17 protein-coding genes are annotated in these 14971 nt (G+C 70.5%); 10 read left to right on the top strand and 7 right to left on the bottom strand.

The genetic code is table 11. From position 1 onward, the window contains the following. The first annotated feature begins 309 nt into the window (after window positions 1-309). Window positions 310-1386, top strand: a complete 1077-nt coding sequence (locus ACYVK5_RS14620; RefSeq protein ID WP_460706189.1) for a phosphotransferase enzyme family protein — start codon at window positions 310-312, stop codon at window positions 1384-1386. A 74-nt stretch (window positions 1387-1460) separates the two neighbouring features. Then, a complete protein-coding gene (gene eat, locus ACYVK5_RS14625) occupies window positions 1461-2894 on the top strand; it encodes an ethanolamine permease (RefSeq protein WP_460706191.1) in 1434 nt (477 codons plus the stop codon). Window positions 2895-3061: 167 nt separating this feature from the next. Here eat and ACYVK5_RS14630 read toward each other — a convergent pair whose 3' ends face one another. Beyond that, on the bottom strand, window positions 3062-3514 hold the full coding sequence (locus ACYVK5_RS14630) for a DoxX family protein (RefSeq protein ID WP_460706193.1): 453 nt from the start codon (window positions 3512-3514) through the stop codon (window positions 3062-3064). 85 nt (window positions 3515-3599) lie between these two features. Between ACYVK5_RS14630 and ACYVK5_RS14635 the strand changes: the two genes are divergently transcribed. Then, the gene (locus ACYVK5_RS14635; RefSeq protein ID WP_460706195.1) at window positions 3600-4115 is read left to right on the top strand and encodes a TetR/AcrR family transcriptional regulator; all 516 of its coding nucleotides are present in this window, start codon (window positions 3600-3602) and stop codon (window positions 4113-4115) included. Between the two features lie 150 nt (window positions 4116-4265). Continuing rightward, window positions 4266-4673, top strand: a complete 408-nt coding sequence (locus tag ACYVK5_RS14640) for a DUF7144 family membrane protein (RefSeq protein WP_460706197.1) — start codon at window positions 4266-4268, stop codon at window positions 4671-4673. Here the strand turns inward: ACYVK5_RS14640 and ACYVK5_RS14645 are convergent. From ACYVK5_RS14645 to ACYVK5_RS14655, 3 genes are all read right to left on the bottom strand, one after another. Continuing rightward, window positions 4670-5179 carry a MerR family transcriptional regulator gene (locus tag ACYVK5_RS14645; protein ID WP_460706199.1) on the bottom strand — a complete coding sequence of 170 codons (510 nt, stop codon included), beginning with the start codon at window positions 5177-5179 and terminating at the stop codon, window positions 4670-4672. The two genes, ACYVK5_RS14640 and ACYVK5_RS14645, sit on opposite strands and share 4 nt — an antisense overlap. Before the next feature lie 16 nt (window positions 5180-5195). Beyond that, on the bottom strand, window positions 5196-6098 hold the full coding sequence (locus tag ACYVK5_RS14650; protein WP_460706201.1) for an SDR family oxidoreductase: 903 nt from the start codon (window positions 6096-6098) through the stop codon (window positions 5196-5198). A 398-nt stretch (window positions 6099-6496) separates the two neighbouring features. Beyond that, a complete protein-coding gene (locus tag ACYVK5_RS14655) occupies window positions 6497-7234 on the bottom strand; it encodes a class I SAM-dependent methyltransferase (protein ID WP_460706203.1) in 738 nt (245 codons plus the stop codon). A gap of 121 nt (window positions 7235-7355) precedes the next feature. On the opposite strand from ACYVK5_RS14655, the gene arfB reads away from it, so the two are divergent. From arfB to ACYVK5_RS14670, 3 genes are all read left to right on the top strand, one after another. Continuing rightward, window positions 7356-7802 (top strand): alternative ribosome rescue aminoacyl-tRNA hydrolase ArfB, encoded by a 447-nt coding sequence (gene arfB, locus ACYVK5_RS14660; RefSeq protein ID WP_460706205.1) that lies wholly within the window; start codon window positions 7356-7358, stop codon window positions 7800-7802. Between the two features lie 48 nt (window positions 7803-7850). Next, window positions 7851-8231, top strand: a complete 381-nt coding sequence (locus tag ACYVK5_RS14665) for a nuclear transport factor 2 family protein (protein WP_460706207.1) — start codon at window positions 7851-7853, stop codon at window positions 8229-8231. A gap of 86 nt (window positions 8232-8317) precedes the next feature. Then, on the top strand, window positions 8318-9148 hold the full coding sequence (locus ACYVK5_RS14670) for a hypothetical protein (protein ID WP_460706209.1): 831 nt from the start codon (window positions 8318-8320) through the stop codon (window positions 9146-9148). Window positions 9149-9232: 84 nt separating this feature from the next. On the opposite strand, the gene ACYVK5_RS14675 is transcribed toward ACYVK5_RS14670, so the two are convergent. Continuing rightward, window positions 9233-10480: an RICIN domain-containing protein gene (locus ACYVK5_RS14675; protein ID WP_460706211.1), complete on the bottom strand. Its 1248-nt coding sequence runs from the start codon at window positions 10478-10480 to the stop codon at window positions 9233-9235. A gap of 73 nt (window positions 10481-10553) precedes the next feature. Beyond that, window positions 10554-11969 carry an RICIN domain-containing protein gene (locus ACYVK5_RS14680; RefSeq protein WP_460706213.1) on the bottom strand — a complete coding sequence of 472 codons (1416 nt, stop codon included), beginning with the start codon at window positions 11967-11969 and terminating at the stop codon, window positions 10554-10556. Between the two features lie 293 nt (window positions 11970-12262). On the opposite strand from ACYVK5_RS14680, the gene ACYVK5_RS14685 reads away from it, so the two are divergent. Then, window positions 12263-12643: a nuclear transport factor 2 family protein gene (locus ACYVK5_RS14685; protein ID WP_460706215.1), complete on the top strand. Its 381-nt coding sequence runs from the start codon at window positions 12263-12265 to the stop codon at window positions 12641-12643. 18 nt (window positions 12644-12661) lie between these two features. Here ACYVK5_RS14685 and ACYVK5_RS14690 read toward each other — a convergent pair whose 3' ends face one another. After that, window positions 12662-13582 (bottom strand): AEC family transporter, encoded by a 921-nt coding sequence (locus tag ACYVK5_RS14690; protein ID WP_460706217.1) that lies wholly within the window; start codon window positions 13580-13582, stop codon window positions 12662-12664. Between the two features lie 26 nt (window positions 13583-13608). Between ACYVK5_RS14690 and ACYVK5_RS14695 the strand changes: the two genes are divergently transcribed. Both ACYVK5_RS14695 and ACYVK5_RS14700 read left to right on the top strand, forming a co-directional pair. Continuing rightward, window positions 13609-14247 carry a CGNR zinc finger domain-containing protein gene (locus ACYVK5_RS14695; protein ID WP_460706219.1) on the top strand — a complete coding sequence of 213 codons (639 nt, stop codon included), beginning with the start codon at window positions 13609-13611 and terminating at the stop codon, window positions 14245-14247. Window positions 14248-14269: 22 nt separating this feature from the next. Then, entirely contained in the window at window positions 14270-14950 is a 681-nt protein-coding gene (locus ACYVK5_RS14700; RefSeq protein WP_460706311.1) for a DUF1684 domain-containing protein, read from the top strand. Window positions 14951-14971: the final 21 nt, after the last annotated feature.

Here is a 14971-nt window from a genome sequence, read left to right on the forward strand (position 1 = left end):
CTCGATGTCGCGGTCGGTGTGGCGGTGGCGGTGCGTGTGGTGCCGTGTCGGCGAACCGTCGGTCGTGCCGGGAACCCATCCCTCGAGACGATTTTTCGATGGCATCAGCTTCCACCCGGCCGCCGCGCGCCGGAACGTCCCGCCGTGACGCACGGGTTACGAAACCGCCGTCGCGCGTGAATGGTTTGTATCGGGACGCCGCCCGCGTTTCGGGTCGGTGAAATCCTGCGGCGCCCTATGGAGGCGGGGGCGGATGCCGTGGCAGGCTGCGCAGCGGAACCCACCCTCCTCACCCGCTGAGGAGATCCGATGACCGCCGTCACCGGCACGTCCGGCACCCCCACGACCACCGCCCCCGCGGGCGCGGCACCGCTCGCGGCGTTCGACGGGCTGCAGCGCGGCGACCTTGCCCCCGGCTGGGTCGCGACCGCCGTCCACGAGGCATGGTCCCTGGACTCCGCCCGCACCCGGATCCGGCTCATCGCCGTGTCCGAGAACGCCACCTTCCGCATCGACGTCGACGACGCCCCGTACGCCGTGCTGCGGGTGCACCGTCCCGGCCACGTCGGGGACACGCGCCAGATCGAGGGCGAGCTCACCTGGGTGCGCCGGCTCGCGGACGAGTGCGACGTGACCGTGCCCGACGTCGTGCCCACGGCCGCCGGAGACCTGGTGCTCACCTTCGACGGCGCGGGCGGAAGCCGCTGGTTCTGTGTCGTCTTCGCCTTCGTCGCGGGCGAGATCCTCGAGGACATCGCCGACCCGCGCCCCTACTACACCGAGATCGGCGCGATCACCGCCCGGCTGCACGACCACCAGGCGGGCTGGTCGCGACCCGACGGCTTCACCCGCTTCTCGTGGACGCTCGACGACATGCTCGGCCCGACCAGCCGCTGGGGTGACTGGCGCGACGCGACGCTCACCGCCTCCCGGCGTGAAGTACTCGAGGCCGCCGAGACCGCGGCGCTCGCCGAGCTCGGCGACATCACCACCGACGACGCCACCTGGGGTCTCGTGCACGCCGACCTCCGGCCGTCGAACATCATGATCCACGAGGGCGCCCTCACGGTCATCGACTTCGACGACTGCGGATTCTCGTGGCTGCTCTACGACTTCGCGTCCGCGCTGTCGTTCATCGAGCACGAGCCCTACGCGCCCGACATCGCCAAGAGCTGGGTCGCCGGGTACCGGACGATCCGACCGCTGACGGCGCGCGACCTTGAGCACGCCGCCGCCCTGAGCATGATCCGCCGGCTCACGATGCTCGGCTGGACCACCACGCACCGCGCCGACGCGCTGCCCGCCGAGCTCTGGGAAGCCCAGATCCCCGGGTCCGTGCTCGTCGCCCAGCGGTATCTCGAGAACCGCACCTGGCTGTTCGCCTGAGCCGCGGCTCTTCCCATCTCTTCACCGCCTCGCGGCATCCGTCGTCGTGACCCATCCCTCTGGAGGCCAGACCCATGACCAACCTCGTCACCCCTGCCGATCAGGAACCCTCTGACAAGACCTACTTCGAGCAGCGGTCGCTGCGGCGTGGTGCCGTCGGCTGGCTGCTGCTCGCCAGCCTCGGCATCTCGTACGTCATCTCCGGCGACTTCTCCGGCTGGAACTTCGGCCTCGCCGCCGGAGGCTGGGGCGGGCTCCTCATCGCCTTCGTGCTCATGGGCCTCATGTACTGCTGCATGGTGTTCGGCCTCGCCGAGATGTCGTCGTCGCTCCCCGTGGCGGGCGCCGGCTACGGATTCGCCCGGCGCGCCCTCGGGCGGCTCGGCGGATTCGCGACGGGACTCGCGATCCTCATCGAGTACACGATCGCTCCCGCCGCGATCGCCGTCTTCATCGGCGGGTACGTCGAGAGCCTGGGGCTCTTCGGCATCACCGACGGATGGCCCGTCTACCTCGCCTGCTTCCTGATCTTCGTCGGTATCCACCTCGTCGGCGTGGGCGAAGCCCTCAAGGCGATGTTCGCCATCACGGCGATCGCCGTCGTCGCGCTCGTCGCGTTCGCGGCCGGCATGATCCCGCACTTCGAGGTGTCCAACCTCTTCGACATGGCCGTGACGGATGCCGCGGGCGCCTCCGCCTTCCTTCCCCACGGCATCCCCGGCGTCGTCAGCGCGCTCGTCTTCGGCATCTGGTTCTTCCTCGCGATCGAGGGCGTGCCGCTCGCCGCCGAGGAGGCCGACAACCCGCAGCGCGACATGCCCCGCGGCATCATCGTCGCCATGGCGGTGCTCGTCGTCACCGGCCTGCTCGTGCTCGTGCTGGCCCCCGGCGGCGCCGGCAGCTCCCTGGTGAGCGAGTCGGGCAGCCCGCTGCCCGACGCCCTGCGCGCCGTCGGCAACGACGGGCTCGCGGTCTTCGTCAACTACGCCGGCCTCGCGGGCCTCGTCGCGAGCTTCTTCTCCATCGTCTACGCGTACTCCCGCCAGCTCTTCGCGCTCTCCCGCGCCGGCTACCTGCCCACCTGGCTCAGCCGCACGAACTCGCGCATGACCCCCACCTGGGCGCTCGTCGTGCCGGGCGCGATCGGCTTCCTGCTCGCCGCGATCGTGCAGGACGGCGACAAGCTCATCAACATCGCCGTCTTCGGCGCCGCCGTCTCGTACGTGCTGCTCAACCTGTCGCACATCGTGCTGCGCCTGCGCGAGCCCGACATGGAGCGGCCCTACCGGACGCCCGGGGGTGTCGTCACGACCGGCATCGGCCTCGTGCTCGCGGTCGTCGCCCTCGTCGCGACCTTCTTCGTCGACATGCAGGCGGCCGGCATCACCGCGGGCGTCTTCGTGCTCGGGCTCGTCTACTTCGCCGTCAAGGGCCACCGCCATGTCGTGGGCGCCGCCCCCGAGGAGGAGTTCGCGCAGCTCGCCGACGCGGAAGCCGGGCTGCGGTAGGACCGATCACCTCGCGATCCAGGTCGGCACACCGACCGCTACGGTGGAGCGGCCGGCAGATCCTGGACGTGCAGGGCAACCCCGTTCCCGACGCCCCTCCCACAGCGGCTTCCCCGGCCGAGGCCGTCGACTTCGCCATCTCCGCCGCCCGGAGCGATTGACCCCGATCAGAACGGCAGCCAGACGACGGCGGCGCACGCCCCCACGTAGAGCGCCTGCTCCACGAGGCGGCGCCCGATGGGTGTGGCGGGCTTGCCGCCGAACAGGACGCCGCGCCGGGCCGCGGAGATGTTGGCCGGGGTCAGGGCGAGCGTGAGGAGCCCGAGGCAGATCGCGGCGGCCGGCGCCGTCGCGGGCACGAGCAGGCCGATCGCACCGGCCACCTCGAGGATCCCCGTGCCGGCCACGAGCAGATCCGGGCGCGGCAGGCCGGGCGGCACCATACGCTCCAGGTCCTGGCGCACGCGCGGAATGAGGCGGCCGGAGGACGCCAGCAGGTAGACAGCGGCGAGGCCGACCCGGAGAGCGTCGTGCCACGAGTCGAGGGCGGGGACCGCGAGGCCGACCAGGCGAGCGACGACGGTGATGGCAATCAGGATGACGGGAAGCGGGACGGGCATGGCGTTCCAATCTTGACGGTGACAAGTCCGAGCGCTACTTCACCACCCGGGCTAGTATCTTGTCAATGGAAAGATTGGAGCGCCGATGAACTACCACCACGGTGACCTGCGCCGGGCCATGATCGCGGCCGCCGCGACCGCCGTCGGGCAACGAGGGCCGGCGGGCCTGAGCCTGCGCGAGCTGGCCCGGCTCGCAGGGGTGAGCCATGCGGCGCCGGCCCACCACTTCGGCGACAAGGCCGGCGTGCTCACGGCCGTGGCGGCCGAGGGCTTCACGCTGCTCGCGGCGGCGCTCGACAAGGCCCGGGGCGACCTTCTCGCCGCCGGGATCGCCTACGTGACGTTCGCCGTCGACCACCCCGGGCACTTCGCGGTGATGTTCGACCGCAGCCTCCTGCACGGGGACGACGCCGGCCTGCGCGCCGCCGAGGAGAAGGCGTCCGCCACGCTGACGGGACTCACGCCCGACGCCGAAGCCGCCCGCGCGGCGTGGTCCGTGGCGCACGGCTTCGCGGCCCTGTGGCTGTCCGGCGCGATCTCCGGGCCCGACGCCGCCACCGCGGCGGAGCCGGTCCTGCGGCGCGCGGTCGCCGGGCGCTGAGACCGGCAGACGACCTGGCGAACCACCGGACGATTGGCCACGTCGAACTCACCCGTTGCGGGTGATCCGCTGCCCGAGCGGGCTCGGCGAGCGTGGATCCGGCGCTCCACGCCCCGTGGGGCACCGGAGTGCGACTCGGTAGGAGGCGTCATGGACGGCATGGTCGATGAGCGCAAGGACGTGCCCAGTTCGGCTCTCGGCGGCGTTGTCCTCGCCGCCACCATCATGATCATGGTCGGGTTGTTCCAGTTCCTCGAAGGCCTGGCCGCCATCATCAATGACGAGTTCTTCGTGGTACTGCCCAACTACGCGTTCGAGATCGACGTGACGGCGTGGGGCTGGGTCCATCTGATCGTCGGCGTCCTGGTCGCGGTCGCCGGGTTCTTCCTGTTCACGGAAAGTGCCGTCGCCGCAGCGGTCGCCCTCGCGATGGCGGTGGTCGCCGCGGTGTCGAACTTCTTCTTCATCCCGTACTACCCCTTCTGGTCGCTGCTGATCATCGCGATCGCGGTGTACGTGATCTGGTCGATCACCCGGGCAGGCTTCTTCGATTCCTAACCCGCCGTCGAGGGCTGCCCCTCGATCGGCTCCGCGGCGACGTCCGGTCCGGCCGACCCTCCGTACGCGGCGATCTTGTACTCGGTGGCCGCGAGGGAGAGCGTGAGTTCCCGGATCCGGCGGCGGAGCGTGTCGCGGTGCTCCATCAGGAGGTCGAGCCGCTCGGGCTCGGTGTGCGTCCCCGCGTCGACCAGAGCCACATAGTGCTGCAGGTCCCGCATGGGCATGCCCGACAGTCGCATGCGGGTGAGGAACACGAGGCGGCGCACCACCGCGGCGTCGTACACCCTGTGGCCGGTGGCGTCCCGGCCGACCGTGACCAGGCCGGCGCGCTCGTAGTAGCGCAGCGTGTGTGGCGACACGTCGAGGTGTGCGGCGACCTGGGCGATCGTCATGGGATCGGACGGCATGTTCAGCCCGGTGAGCGCGTGGATCACCGCGACCGACGGCGCGCCGTTCTCGCCCAGCGCGGCCAGTGCCCGTGACATCAGCTCTTCGGTGGCCATGCTCTCCAGCCTAGGTTCACTCGGTGCGGGCCGAGCCGATGCGCTGCCCGTATGCCCGGACGGCGGGTGGCAGGCCGGGGAAGTCGGCCGATTCGCCGACGCCGGCCCACTTCTCGACGTCGTCCAGGGCGCGCGTGTAGGTGCGTCTCAGGTTGCGCACCGCCTCGGCGCCGAGCGGCAGGCGCAGCGGTGTGTCGTCGGCGTCGAGCACCTCGCGGATCACGGCAGCAGCGCGGGCGGGATCACCCTCCTGGACGCCGTCGGCGCCGGCCATGTCGGCACGAACCGCGCCGGTCACGCCGTCGTAGGTGGTGTTCCGTTCCGCCAGGTTGAGGACGTCCGAGGCGTTGAACGCCGTACGAAAGCGACTGGGTTCCACGATCAGCACCTTGATCCCGAACGGTGCGACCTCGCCGGCGAGCGCCTCCGACCAGCCCTCGAGCGCGAACTTCCCGGCCGAGTAGCTGCCGACCGCGGGGAACGACATACGCCCGCCCTGGCTGCTCATCTGCACGACCGCGCCGGACCCGCGCTCCCGCAGGTGCGGCAGGACCGCCCGCACGTAGGCCGCCGGGCCGAGCAGGTGCTGATCGAGCATGTCCCGCAGCTGCGCGTCCGTGACTTCCTCGGCCGCACCGACCTGACCCGTACCGGCGTTGTTGACCAGGACGTCGACGCGCCCGAACGCGTCCAGGGCGCGCTGTACGACGGCGTCCGCGCCCTCCGTGTCCCGCACGTCGTGCTCGCACGTGAGGAGGCGGTCCCCGAACCGTTCCCGGAGCGGGTCGAACCTGTCGACGCGTCGCGCGGTTCCGGCCACGCGTTCGCCCGCCTCGAGCGCGGCCTCTGCCAGTGCCAGGCCGAGGCCCGAGCTCGCGCCGGTGATGATCCATGTCCTGGTGCCGTCGGTCGTCGCCATGACGCCGACGGTAGGGATTCGAGCGCGCTCGAACGCAAGCCGGTGTCCGGGGGCGCGGCGCGTCAGTGGCGGCGGGCGAGCATGCTGAAGCTGTTGCACAGCTTCTCGCCGCGTGACGTCCGGCGCCCACAGGAGGGACGATAGGCACATGCCCTCACCCGTCCGCCCCGGTCTCGCGGTCAGTTCTGCGCTGACGATCCCCCGTGCCCGAGGGCATGCCCGGGCCGGCACAGCGGTGGATCCCGTTCTCGCCGACGGCACGATCGACTACTTCGCCACCTCGCTTTCTGAGTTGCTCCTGTTTCCCCCGAAGGAGCCTCGACTCCCGAAAAAGATCCGATCAGCCTGACCACCGCGCAACTCAGCCCGCCGCGCGCTCCGCGCGGCTCACCGCCGTGTCACCTCCGGCGAGCCAGCATGCTGAAGCTGTTGGGAACCCGCCCGTCCCACGCGGCGGCAGCCACTCCCTCCGGCCGCCAGAACGGCTCCGGATGCTCCTCGAGCCGCGTGATCTCGAAACCCGCCCGCTGACAGTCCATGACGATCTCCGCGAGGGTGTGCTGCTGCTCCACCGCGCCGTTGCCCGGGTAGGAGTCGTTGACGTGGCTGGACGCGAAGTAGCCGCGATCGGCTCGGACGCGGATCTCGTCGCTGTCCCACGCCCACAACGGGACGAGCGGGTGAGCCTCGTAGACGTAGAACCAGCCCTCGGGTCGGAGCAGGCGGTGTACCTCTGCGAAGAACTCGTGCAGGTCGGAGAGCCAGATCAGTGCGCCCTTGCCGGTGTAGACCAGGTCCGCGCTCGCTGCCGGCAGTCCGCTGTCGGGCAGGACCGTCTGTGTGTACCGACACGGCATGCCGAGTTCGTCCGCGCGGCGCTGCGCGCTGTTGACGGCGGCAGGGCTGTAGTCGAGGCCGCGCACCGACCGCGCTCCCATCCGGGCCAGGGCGATGTCCTCCAGGCCGTGACCGCTCATCGGATGCACGATCTCGGCTCCCTCGACCAGGTCACCGAGTGCGGCCACCTCGTCGGTCAGCAGCTCTACCGTCCGTGCCACGTCAAGGTGCTCGTCGTACTCGTCCTCGTACTTGCGCGACGCCGTCGCCCACGCGGCCTGGGTCATCTCATCCGTCATGTCCATTCTGTGCACACTGCCAGGGTCACTCCGGTGGCGCACAGCTTTTTGCGGGACAGGCATGCCGCCGTCGGACGTCGCTGGCACCCGGCGTACAGCATTCATGCGAGAGCATGGGAACATGCCCTCACCCGTCCGCCCCGGTCTCGCGGTCAGCTCCGCGCTGACGATCCCCCGGGCCGAACTCACCGAGCGGTTCTCCCGCTCCTCCGGCCCCGGAGGCCAGGGCGTGAACACGACCGACTCGCGCGTCGAGCTGTCCTGGGACGTCGGCCGGTCCGCCGTCCTGAGCGACACGCAGCGTGAGCGCCTCATGGAGCGGCTCGCCGACCGGCTGGCCGACGGCGTGCTCACCGTCGTCGCGTCCGAGCATCGCGAGCAGCGGCGGAATCGAGACGCCGCCGCTCGACGCCTGGCGACCCTCGTGGCCGACGCGCTGGCTCCTCCCCCGCGGGCTCGCCGCGCCACGCGCGCCACTCGCGGTTCCCAGGAACGGCGGCTGAGCGCCAAGAAGCAGCGCTCCGAGACCAAACGGCTGCGCTCGTCCCGGCCACGGCGCGAGGACTGACTCATGGCTGTCCGGGGCAGTGTCAGCCTCCCGCCCTACGGTGGGGCCATGATCTCTGATGACTACCGTCGCGCGGTGGAGGCCCTGTGGTCTGCTGCCGAGGCCCGCGACTGGACCACCTACGCCGACTTCTTCGCCGAGGGCCTCCTGGTCGACATGCCCCCGACGCGCGAACGCCTGGTCGGCCGCGATGCGTGGGTCCGATTCAACTCTGATTACCCCGGCGAGTGGCACGCCGAGGTCCAGCGCATCGTCGCGGACGACGACGGGGCGGTCTCGTGGGTCGAGGTCCATATCGGCGACCAGTCCGAGACAGGCATCTCGTTCTTCACGTTCGACAGTGCAGGGAAGGTTGACACGATCCGCGACTTCTGGCCGGTCTCGTACGACCCGCCGACAGGGCGTGAGCATCTCGTCGAGCGCTACTGAGGGAGTGCGTCGAGACGGCAACGCGACACCACAAATTCGGTGCGGGTGGCGACAACCTCGCCCTGACCTGCTGCGTCATTGCAGATATGCGACACACACGTAGACGAAGCATCCTTCTGACCGCCGGCATCGTCGTCGGACTGACCACAGGCACGGCGGCCGTCGCCGCCGCAGTCTCCAACCCGTCGCCGACGGACGAGACCACCGGACTCGCCGAACTCGACACCACCCAGTTCGACACCATCCAGCGCGCCGACATCGAGGGAGCCCAGGACGCCCTGGCCTCCGAGACCGCCGCGATGGAGGCCGCCGGAGTCGACCCGTCGATCGAGCTCGACCCTGCCGAGGCCGCCGAACTCGACGCCTTCGGGCTCACCGAGGACGAGCGGGCCGCGGAGCTCTCCCAGATCGACGATCCTGACGGGGCCGACGAGCCCGAGTACGTGGAGACCCCGATCGAGCTCGGCGACCCCACGCCGGGCGCCACCGACGACTGGCAGGCCACGGAGACGGCCGGTGTCGGCTACGCGGTCCCGGCGGACTGGTCCGGCCGCGCCATCGAGGGTGACGGCGGGAGCGGCCACGAGTGGGAGTCCCCGGAGATCGCCGAGTCCAACCCCTTCGGGGACCACTGGCGGGTCCTGGTCCAGTCGCCCTTCGTGTTCCAGGAGATGCCTGACCCCGCCGAGCTGAACGAGATCGGCTACCACGCCTCGTCCATCGAGATCGGGGGGGCGTCCGAGGCGGTGCTCGTGGCCGCACAGGGAGGCGTCGAAGGGGCGGCCGGGCACATCGACTACGAGGTCTACGTCCGCTCCGCGAGCACGGGCGTCGTCACCCGGTTCCTGGGCGAGCTGCCCCCGGGCGAGGAGGGCCAGTTCCTCCTGGACAACTTCGTGCCCACGATCCAGCCCTGACCGAACTGCCCGCATGACCCGATGACAGGGGCGGGTCCTGGGACTGCTCCCAGGGCCCGCCCCGGCCCGTGAGAAGGCCTGCCGCTACCGGACGTGGTCCGCGATCGGAAGGGACAACGCGGCCGCGCCCTCGGACACGAGGCGCGCCATCTGGTCGGCGCCGTACTCCTGGAAGTGCGTGTCGTCGGTGGCGCCGTCGGGGTAGGCCTCGTACTCCCCCGGGCTCAGGTGCATGAAGACGTCCCTGGCTGCCTCGGGCCCGATCGAGTTGAGGTAGGCCCGCGAGCGTGCCGACAGGTCGATCATCGCGACGCCGGTCTCGTCGACCAGCTCGTACACCTTGTCGACGTAGTCGGGGAACGAGACCCGGAACTGGCCGTTCGAGTCGTAGTCGCGCCGGGAAACCGGCGTGAGCAGGACCGGCGTGGCCCCGCGGGCGGTCGCTCCGGCCATGTAGTTGTCGCGCAGGTACCGCTTGTAGTCCTCGGGCGAGGTGTACCGCTCGGGGTTGCCCGAGCTGGCGTCGTTGTGACCGAACTGGACGAACAGGTAGTCGCCCGGCTGGATGGCGTCGAGGATGGTGTCCAGTCGTCCCTGCTCGATGAACGAGCGCGACGAGCGCCCGCCGATGGCGTGGTTGGCCACGGTCGTGTTCGCGTCGAAGTAGGTCGCCAGCTTCTGGCCCCAGCCGGTCAGCGGGTAGCGCGAGGAGTTGTAGGTCTGGGCGGTCGAGTCCGAGGCGATGTAGATCGTCGGCGTGCCGTCCGCCGGCGGTGCGCCCACCGGGATCGCCCGCCACTGCTGGTTGGCGCCGCCGGTGGAGTTGTACTGCGAGATGCGGTCTCCGGGGGTGGTGGACCATTCCCACAGGTCGAGGGCCTTGCCGGAGTTGCGGTTGACGAAGCGCAAGTAGGTGCCGTCGTCGATGATCTGCCACTGCTGGTTGGTGCCGCCGTTGCTCGGCCACTGGACGACGTCGGCCCCGTTCTCGGTGCTCCTGGCGTAGACGTCGAGCAACTGGTTCGAGTGGCGCGCCTGGATCTCGTAGTAGCCGTCGCCCGCGTCGAGGAACCGGAACTGCTGGTTGGCCGCGTCGGTGCGGTTCCACTGCACGAGCATCGCGCCGTCCGACGTCGACCTCCCCTCGATGTCGAGGACGAGGCCGGAGTGGCGCGACTGGAGGATGTACCAGGTGTTGGCCTGGAACGCCGCGTACGCCGGGGAAGCCGCCAGGAGGCCGCCGGTCGCGGCGGCGGCGCCGGCCGCGAGGCCGAACAGGGTCCGGCGGGTCACTCCGGTGCTGAGCAGGCCGGGGATTTCGGGAGTGCGCATCTGTGCTCCAGGTGGGTGAGTGGTGGGCCCCGGCGCCGTCACCGGGGCCCACCAGGAGGAATGGCGCTCTGGACTAGAGGTACTGGTCGATGACCGGGGTCAGCAGGTCGGCGATCTTCCGGTGTCCGGCGTCGGTCGGATGGACGTTGTCGTGGGTATCGGTCGCCGGGTCGACCCAGCCGCTCGTGTCGACGAAGTGGACCCGGGTGTCACCGGCGTCGACTCGTGCCTGGACCGCGTTCCGCGTCTCGGTCACGTACCGGTTCCGGAAGACGCCCATCGCGAAGATCTCGGCGTTCGGGTAGGCCTGACGGACCCGCTCGAGCATGACGACGTAGTTCTCGTGGAACTCGGGGGTGGAGACGCCGTGCCCGACGTCGTTGGTGCCGAGATTGATCACGACGGCGGTGGCCTGGTAGGTCGAGAAGTCCCAGTCGTCCTGGCCCACCCAGGCCGAGGAGCGGCGGAACCAGTCCATCATCCCGTAGCAGCCGTCCGAGGTACTGACCAGGCATGCGCCACCCTGGGCGACCTGGGTGTGGCCGGCGCCGAGCGCCTCGCCGACCAGGTAGGGGTAGGCCGTGAAGGGCCGGTCCCCGTTGGGCTGACCGACGGTGATCGAGTCGCCGATGAACTCGATGAAGTCGGCCGGACGCGCCATCGACGTCGTCGAACCGCCCGAGGCGAGGTTGAACCCGCCGAACGCCGGGTCACCGTTGTACGAGCCGGCCCGCTCGCGGAACCCGATGCGGACCGTGTGCGTGCCGCCGCCGAGACCCGAGGCGATGGTGACGTCTCCCGAGGCGTTGCGCCGCCACTGCTCGGGGGCGCCGTCGACCGAGTAGTACATGTCGATGGAGTTCCGCAGGTGGACGCCGATCGTGGAGCCCGTGAAGGCGGCCTCGACGTAGCCGCCGGCCCAGCCCATCGTGCGCCAGGAGCCGTCCGCGGCCCAGCGGCCGTAGTACTGGAGGTTCGGGTCCGAGACCGAGCCGTCGCCGCTCTGGCCGCCGTCGTCCCCGAGAGGGATCAGCCACCAGCGCTGCGCGGCCGAGCCGTTGCGGTCGTACTGCGAGACGCGGTCCCCGGGGGTGGTGGACCACTCCCAGTTGTCCAGGGCCTTGCCGGAGTTGCGGTTGACGATCTCGTAGGAGCCGTCGGACTGCTCGTTGAGCTGCCACTGCTGGTTGGTGCCGCCGTTGTTCGGCCACTGGACGACGTCGGCGCCGTTCGCGGTGCTCCTGGCGTAGACGTCGAGCACCTGGCCGCTGTGCCGGGCCTCGATGCGGTGGTACCCGCTGCCGGCATCGACGAAGCGGAACTGCTGGTTGGTGGCATCGGTGCGGGTCCACAGCAGCGCCGCGGCACCGTTCGCCGTCGAACGGCCCTCGATGTCGACCGCGAGTCCGGAGTGCTGGTTGACGATGGCGTACCAGGTGCCGGGGCTGACGGCCGCATTGGCCGTGGAGGTGAATCCGGGCAGGGTCACCGCGACGAGGATCGCGCCGAGAGAGGCGGCGATCCATCGCCAGCGGTTCCTTCTTCGGGAGGAGGGAGAGTGCAAAGGTCACTCCGATCTCATCGAGATGCATCCACTGAAACGATACAATGCCCGGTTTACGGTAGCCCGTACATCGTTGAAGTCAAGCCCTCGGGGGCGACCTAATCGTTTCGCAATTTCCGCCCTGGCCAGGCAAGTCGCCCCGCAGCATGCCGCCGATCCAGCCGGCCGTACCGATAGCCGCGGGCTCGGTGTCAGTGTCCCGCCCTACGGTGGGGGCCATGACCGCACACGAATACCGCGACACGGTCGAGGCACTCTGGTCCGCCGCCGAGTCCCGCGACTGGACCACCTACGCCGGGTACTTCGCCGACGACCTCGTGGTCGACATGCCGCCGACCCGCGAGCGCCTCGTCGGCCGCGACGCCTGGGTCCGGTTCAACTCCGAGTACCCGGGCGAGTGGCACGCCGAGGTCCGGCGCATCGTCGCGGACGACGACGGTGCGGTCTCCTGGGTCGAGGTCCATGTCGGCGACGAGTCCGAGACCGGCATCTCGTTCTTCACGTTCGACGGCGCGGGGAGGGTAGCCACCATCCGCGACTTCTGGCCTGTCCGGTACGACCCGCCCGCGGGACGCGAGCATCTGGTGGAGCGCTGTTGATCGCGCCGGCCGGGGCGTTCAGGTGGCGAGCAGGCTGATTGCGGCGGGAAGTGTCGCCATGGCGAGCACCGTCTGCACTCCTGTGATCGAGGCGATGAGCCTGATGTCGCCACCCATCTGGGTGGCGAGGACGGTGGCCGACGGCGCGGTCGGAACGGCGGTGATGAGCACGATCGCCGTGAGCGTCGGGCCTGCGACGCCGAATGCGGACGCGATCGCCCAGGCGGCGAGCGGCATCACCACGAGCTTGAGCACTGAGGCGAGGGCGACGTCGAGCAGGTCGCGCCTTCGGAACTCGAACGTGATGGCCGCTCCGGCAACGAGCGTGCCGGTGACGAGGGCGGGCGCGGCGAGGAGGTCGAGCGGGACGGCGGCCGCTTCCGGCAGGCGAAGGCCGGCGAGGTTCAGGGCAAGGCCTGCCAGGCAGGCCTGGATGAGGGGGTTGGTGACAAGTTCGCGCCACAGGCGACGTGTTCTCGCCGTCCGCCCGGGCACGCCGTGGCGTGCCAGGCTGCTCACGCACACCACGTTGACCAGCGGCACGACCACGGCCGACGCGATCGCGAACGCGGCGATGCCCGGGGCACCGTGCAGGGCGGTGGCGAAGACCAGGCCGATGTAGGTATTGATACGGATGCTGCCCTGGATCATCGAGGTGAGCCCGGGGCCGGAGAGGCGCAGCGGGCGCCGGGTGGCCGCGAGGAGTCCCGCGACCGCCACGGTCGGGATCGCGAGGCTCAGGAGGATCGGCAGGGGCTCGAGGTGGCGAAGGTCGGCCCCCGCGATGGAACTGACGAAGAGTGCCGGGGTGAAGACGCGACAGCTGAGCCGTTCGAGGCCTCGCCAGAACGCAGGCTCGGTGAGGACGCGCCTGCGCAGCAGGACGCCGAGAGCGAGGACGAGGACGATCGGCACGATCCCGGTGGTGACGAGTTGCACGCCGACAACCGTGATGCAATGGGTCAGTGCAGTTCAACCATGACAACATGACGGGCGCCGAGCTCGCGGCCGACCTGGTGAACCTCGTCGGCTCCGGAGACTGGACCATCGATGCCGCTGAAGCGGTGCTGCGCGCGCACGACATCCGCTGGCACCGGCTGACCCTGGCAAGCTCGGACCTCTTGCGGGACTGGTCGTCGAGATTGCGGAGTGCCTTCGAGGCGGTCGGCACCGCCGAGCGGTGCGCGGTGATCAACGCTCTCCTTGACGACGGTGTGGCGAACGTCTACCTCACCACCCACGACTCGCTACGGCCGCACCTGCATTTCGCGCCGGACAGCGAGGACGTGTGCGGGCGTGTGCGCGCCGTCACCGCGGGAGGCCTGGCCATCTTCACGGTCGAGGCCGAGGGTGCCCGCCTCGGCACGTGCGCGCGTGAGACCTGCCGTACCGTCTTCGTCGACACGAGTCGCAACGGCCGTCGCGCCTACTGCAGCGCGCGGTGCGGCAACGCCGACGCCGTCGAGCGCCATCGCGCTCGCAAGAACCCCGGTGGAGATGATCGTCGCGGTCGGCTCAAGGTCTCCGGCACGCCGCGGACCAGCCCTGTCGGCCTCTCCGCCCACGGTGCGACCATGACGACGCACGAGTACGGCAACCGGTGACGCCGGCGTGGAGCCCGACGTGATGCCCTTCTCCGGCACGACCGGCGGAGACACGACCGCCGGGGTCGCCGGTGCCGTAGCCGTCACCGACTGGCGGCGGCGCGTCTTCGCCCTGTACGACGACGTCCGCGCGCGGGCGGACATCGACCCGGCTGGCGCGCACGCGGCGTGGGTCGCCGGACGAGACGAGTTGTTCGCCACGCATCCCGCGTCGCCCCTCCTGCCCGCGAACCTCGACGGGTTCGCCGGGCTGCGCGTGGCACCCTACGACCCGGCGTGGCGGTTCGAGGCCCGGATCGTCGCCGCGCACGAGCCGCGGCGCCTGGAGGTCCCCACCGGCACGGACGGCGTCGTCCCGTTCGAGCTGCTCGGGGTGGCCGAGCTCCCCGGCGTCGGATCGCTGGACGTGTGGCGCCTCGCCTCGTACGGAGGCGGGCTGTTCATCCCCGTGAAGGACGCCCTGGCCGGCCGGCCCGGCGGGACGTACGGCGGCGGCCGCTACCTCGTGGACACGATCAAGGGCGCGTGGCTCGGCGGCGGGTCCGGCGACGCCGGCGACCGCCTCGTCCTGGACCTCAACTTCGCGTACAACCCGTCCTGCGCGTACGACCCGGCGTGGGCCTGCCCGCTGGCCCAGGCAGGCAATACGCTCGCGGTGCCGGTCCCGGTCGGGGAGCTGGTGCCGGGCCGCGCAGACCGGTAGCCGCGGCCAGGACGGGTGCCG

It is taken from the genome of Myceligenerans halotolerans (assembly GCF_054782975.1).

Coding starts and splice junctions, on each gene's coding strand:
- ACYVK5_RS14620 (WP_460706189.1), top strand. CDS start 310: ATGACCGCCGTCACCGGCACGTCCGGCACCCCCACGACCACCGCCCCC.
- eat (WP_460706191.1), top strand. CDS start 1,461: ATGACCAACCTCGTCACCCCTGCCGATCAGGAACCCTCTGACAAGACC.
- ACYVK5_RS14630 (WP_460706193.1), bottom strand. CDS start 3,514: ATGCCCGTCCCGCTTCCCGTCATCCTGATTGCCATCACCGTCGTCGCT.
- ACYVK5_RS14635 (WP_460706195.1), top strand. CDS start 3,600: ATGAACTACCACCACGGTGACCTGCGCCGGGCCATGATCGCGGCCGCC.
- ACYVK5_RS14640 (WP_460706197.1), top strand. CDS start 4,266: ATGGACGGCATGGTCGATGAGCGCAAGGACGTGCCCAGTTCGGCTCTC.
- ACYVK5_RS14645 (WP_460706199.1), bottom strand. CDS start 5,179: ATGGCCACCGAAGAGCTGATGTCACGGGCACTGGCCGCGCTGGGCGAG.
- ACYVK5_RS14650 (WP_460706201.1), bottom strand. CDS start 6,098: ATGGCGACGACCGACGGCACCAGGACATGGATCATCACCGGCGCGAGC.
- ACYVK5_RS14655 (WP_460706203.1), bottom strand. CDS start 7,234: ATGACGGATGAGATGACCCAGGCCGCGTGGGCGACGGCGTCGCGCAAG.
- arfB (WP_460706205.1), top strand. CDS start 7,356: ATGCCCTCACCCGTCCGCCCCGGTCTCGCGGTCAGCTCCGCGCTGACG.
- ACYVK5_RS14665 (WP_460706207.1), top strand. CDS start 7,851: ATGATCTCTGATGACTACCGTCGCGCGGTGGAGGCCCTGTGGTCTGCT.
- ACYVK5_RS14670 (WP_460706209.1), top strand. CDS start 8,318: ATGCGACACACACGTAGACGAAGCATCCTTCTGACCGCCGGCATCGTC.
- ACYVK5_RS14675 (WP_460706211.1), bottom strand. CDS start 10,480: ATGCGCACTCCCGAAATCCCCGGCCTGCTCAGCACCGGAGTGACCCGC.
- ACYVK5_RS14685 (WP_460706215.1), top strand. CDS start 12,263: ATGACCGCACACGAATACCGCGACACGGTCGAGGCACTCTGGTCCGCC.
- ACYVK5_RS14700 (WP_460706311.1), top strand. CDS start 14,270: ATGCCCTTCTCCGGCACGACCGGCGGAGACACGACCGCCGGGGTCGCC.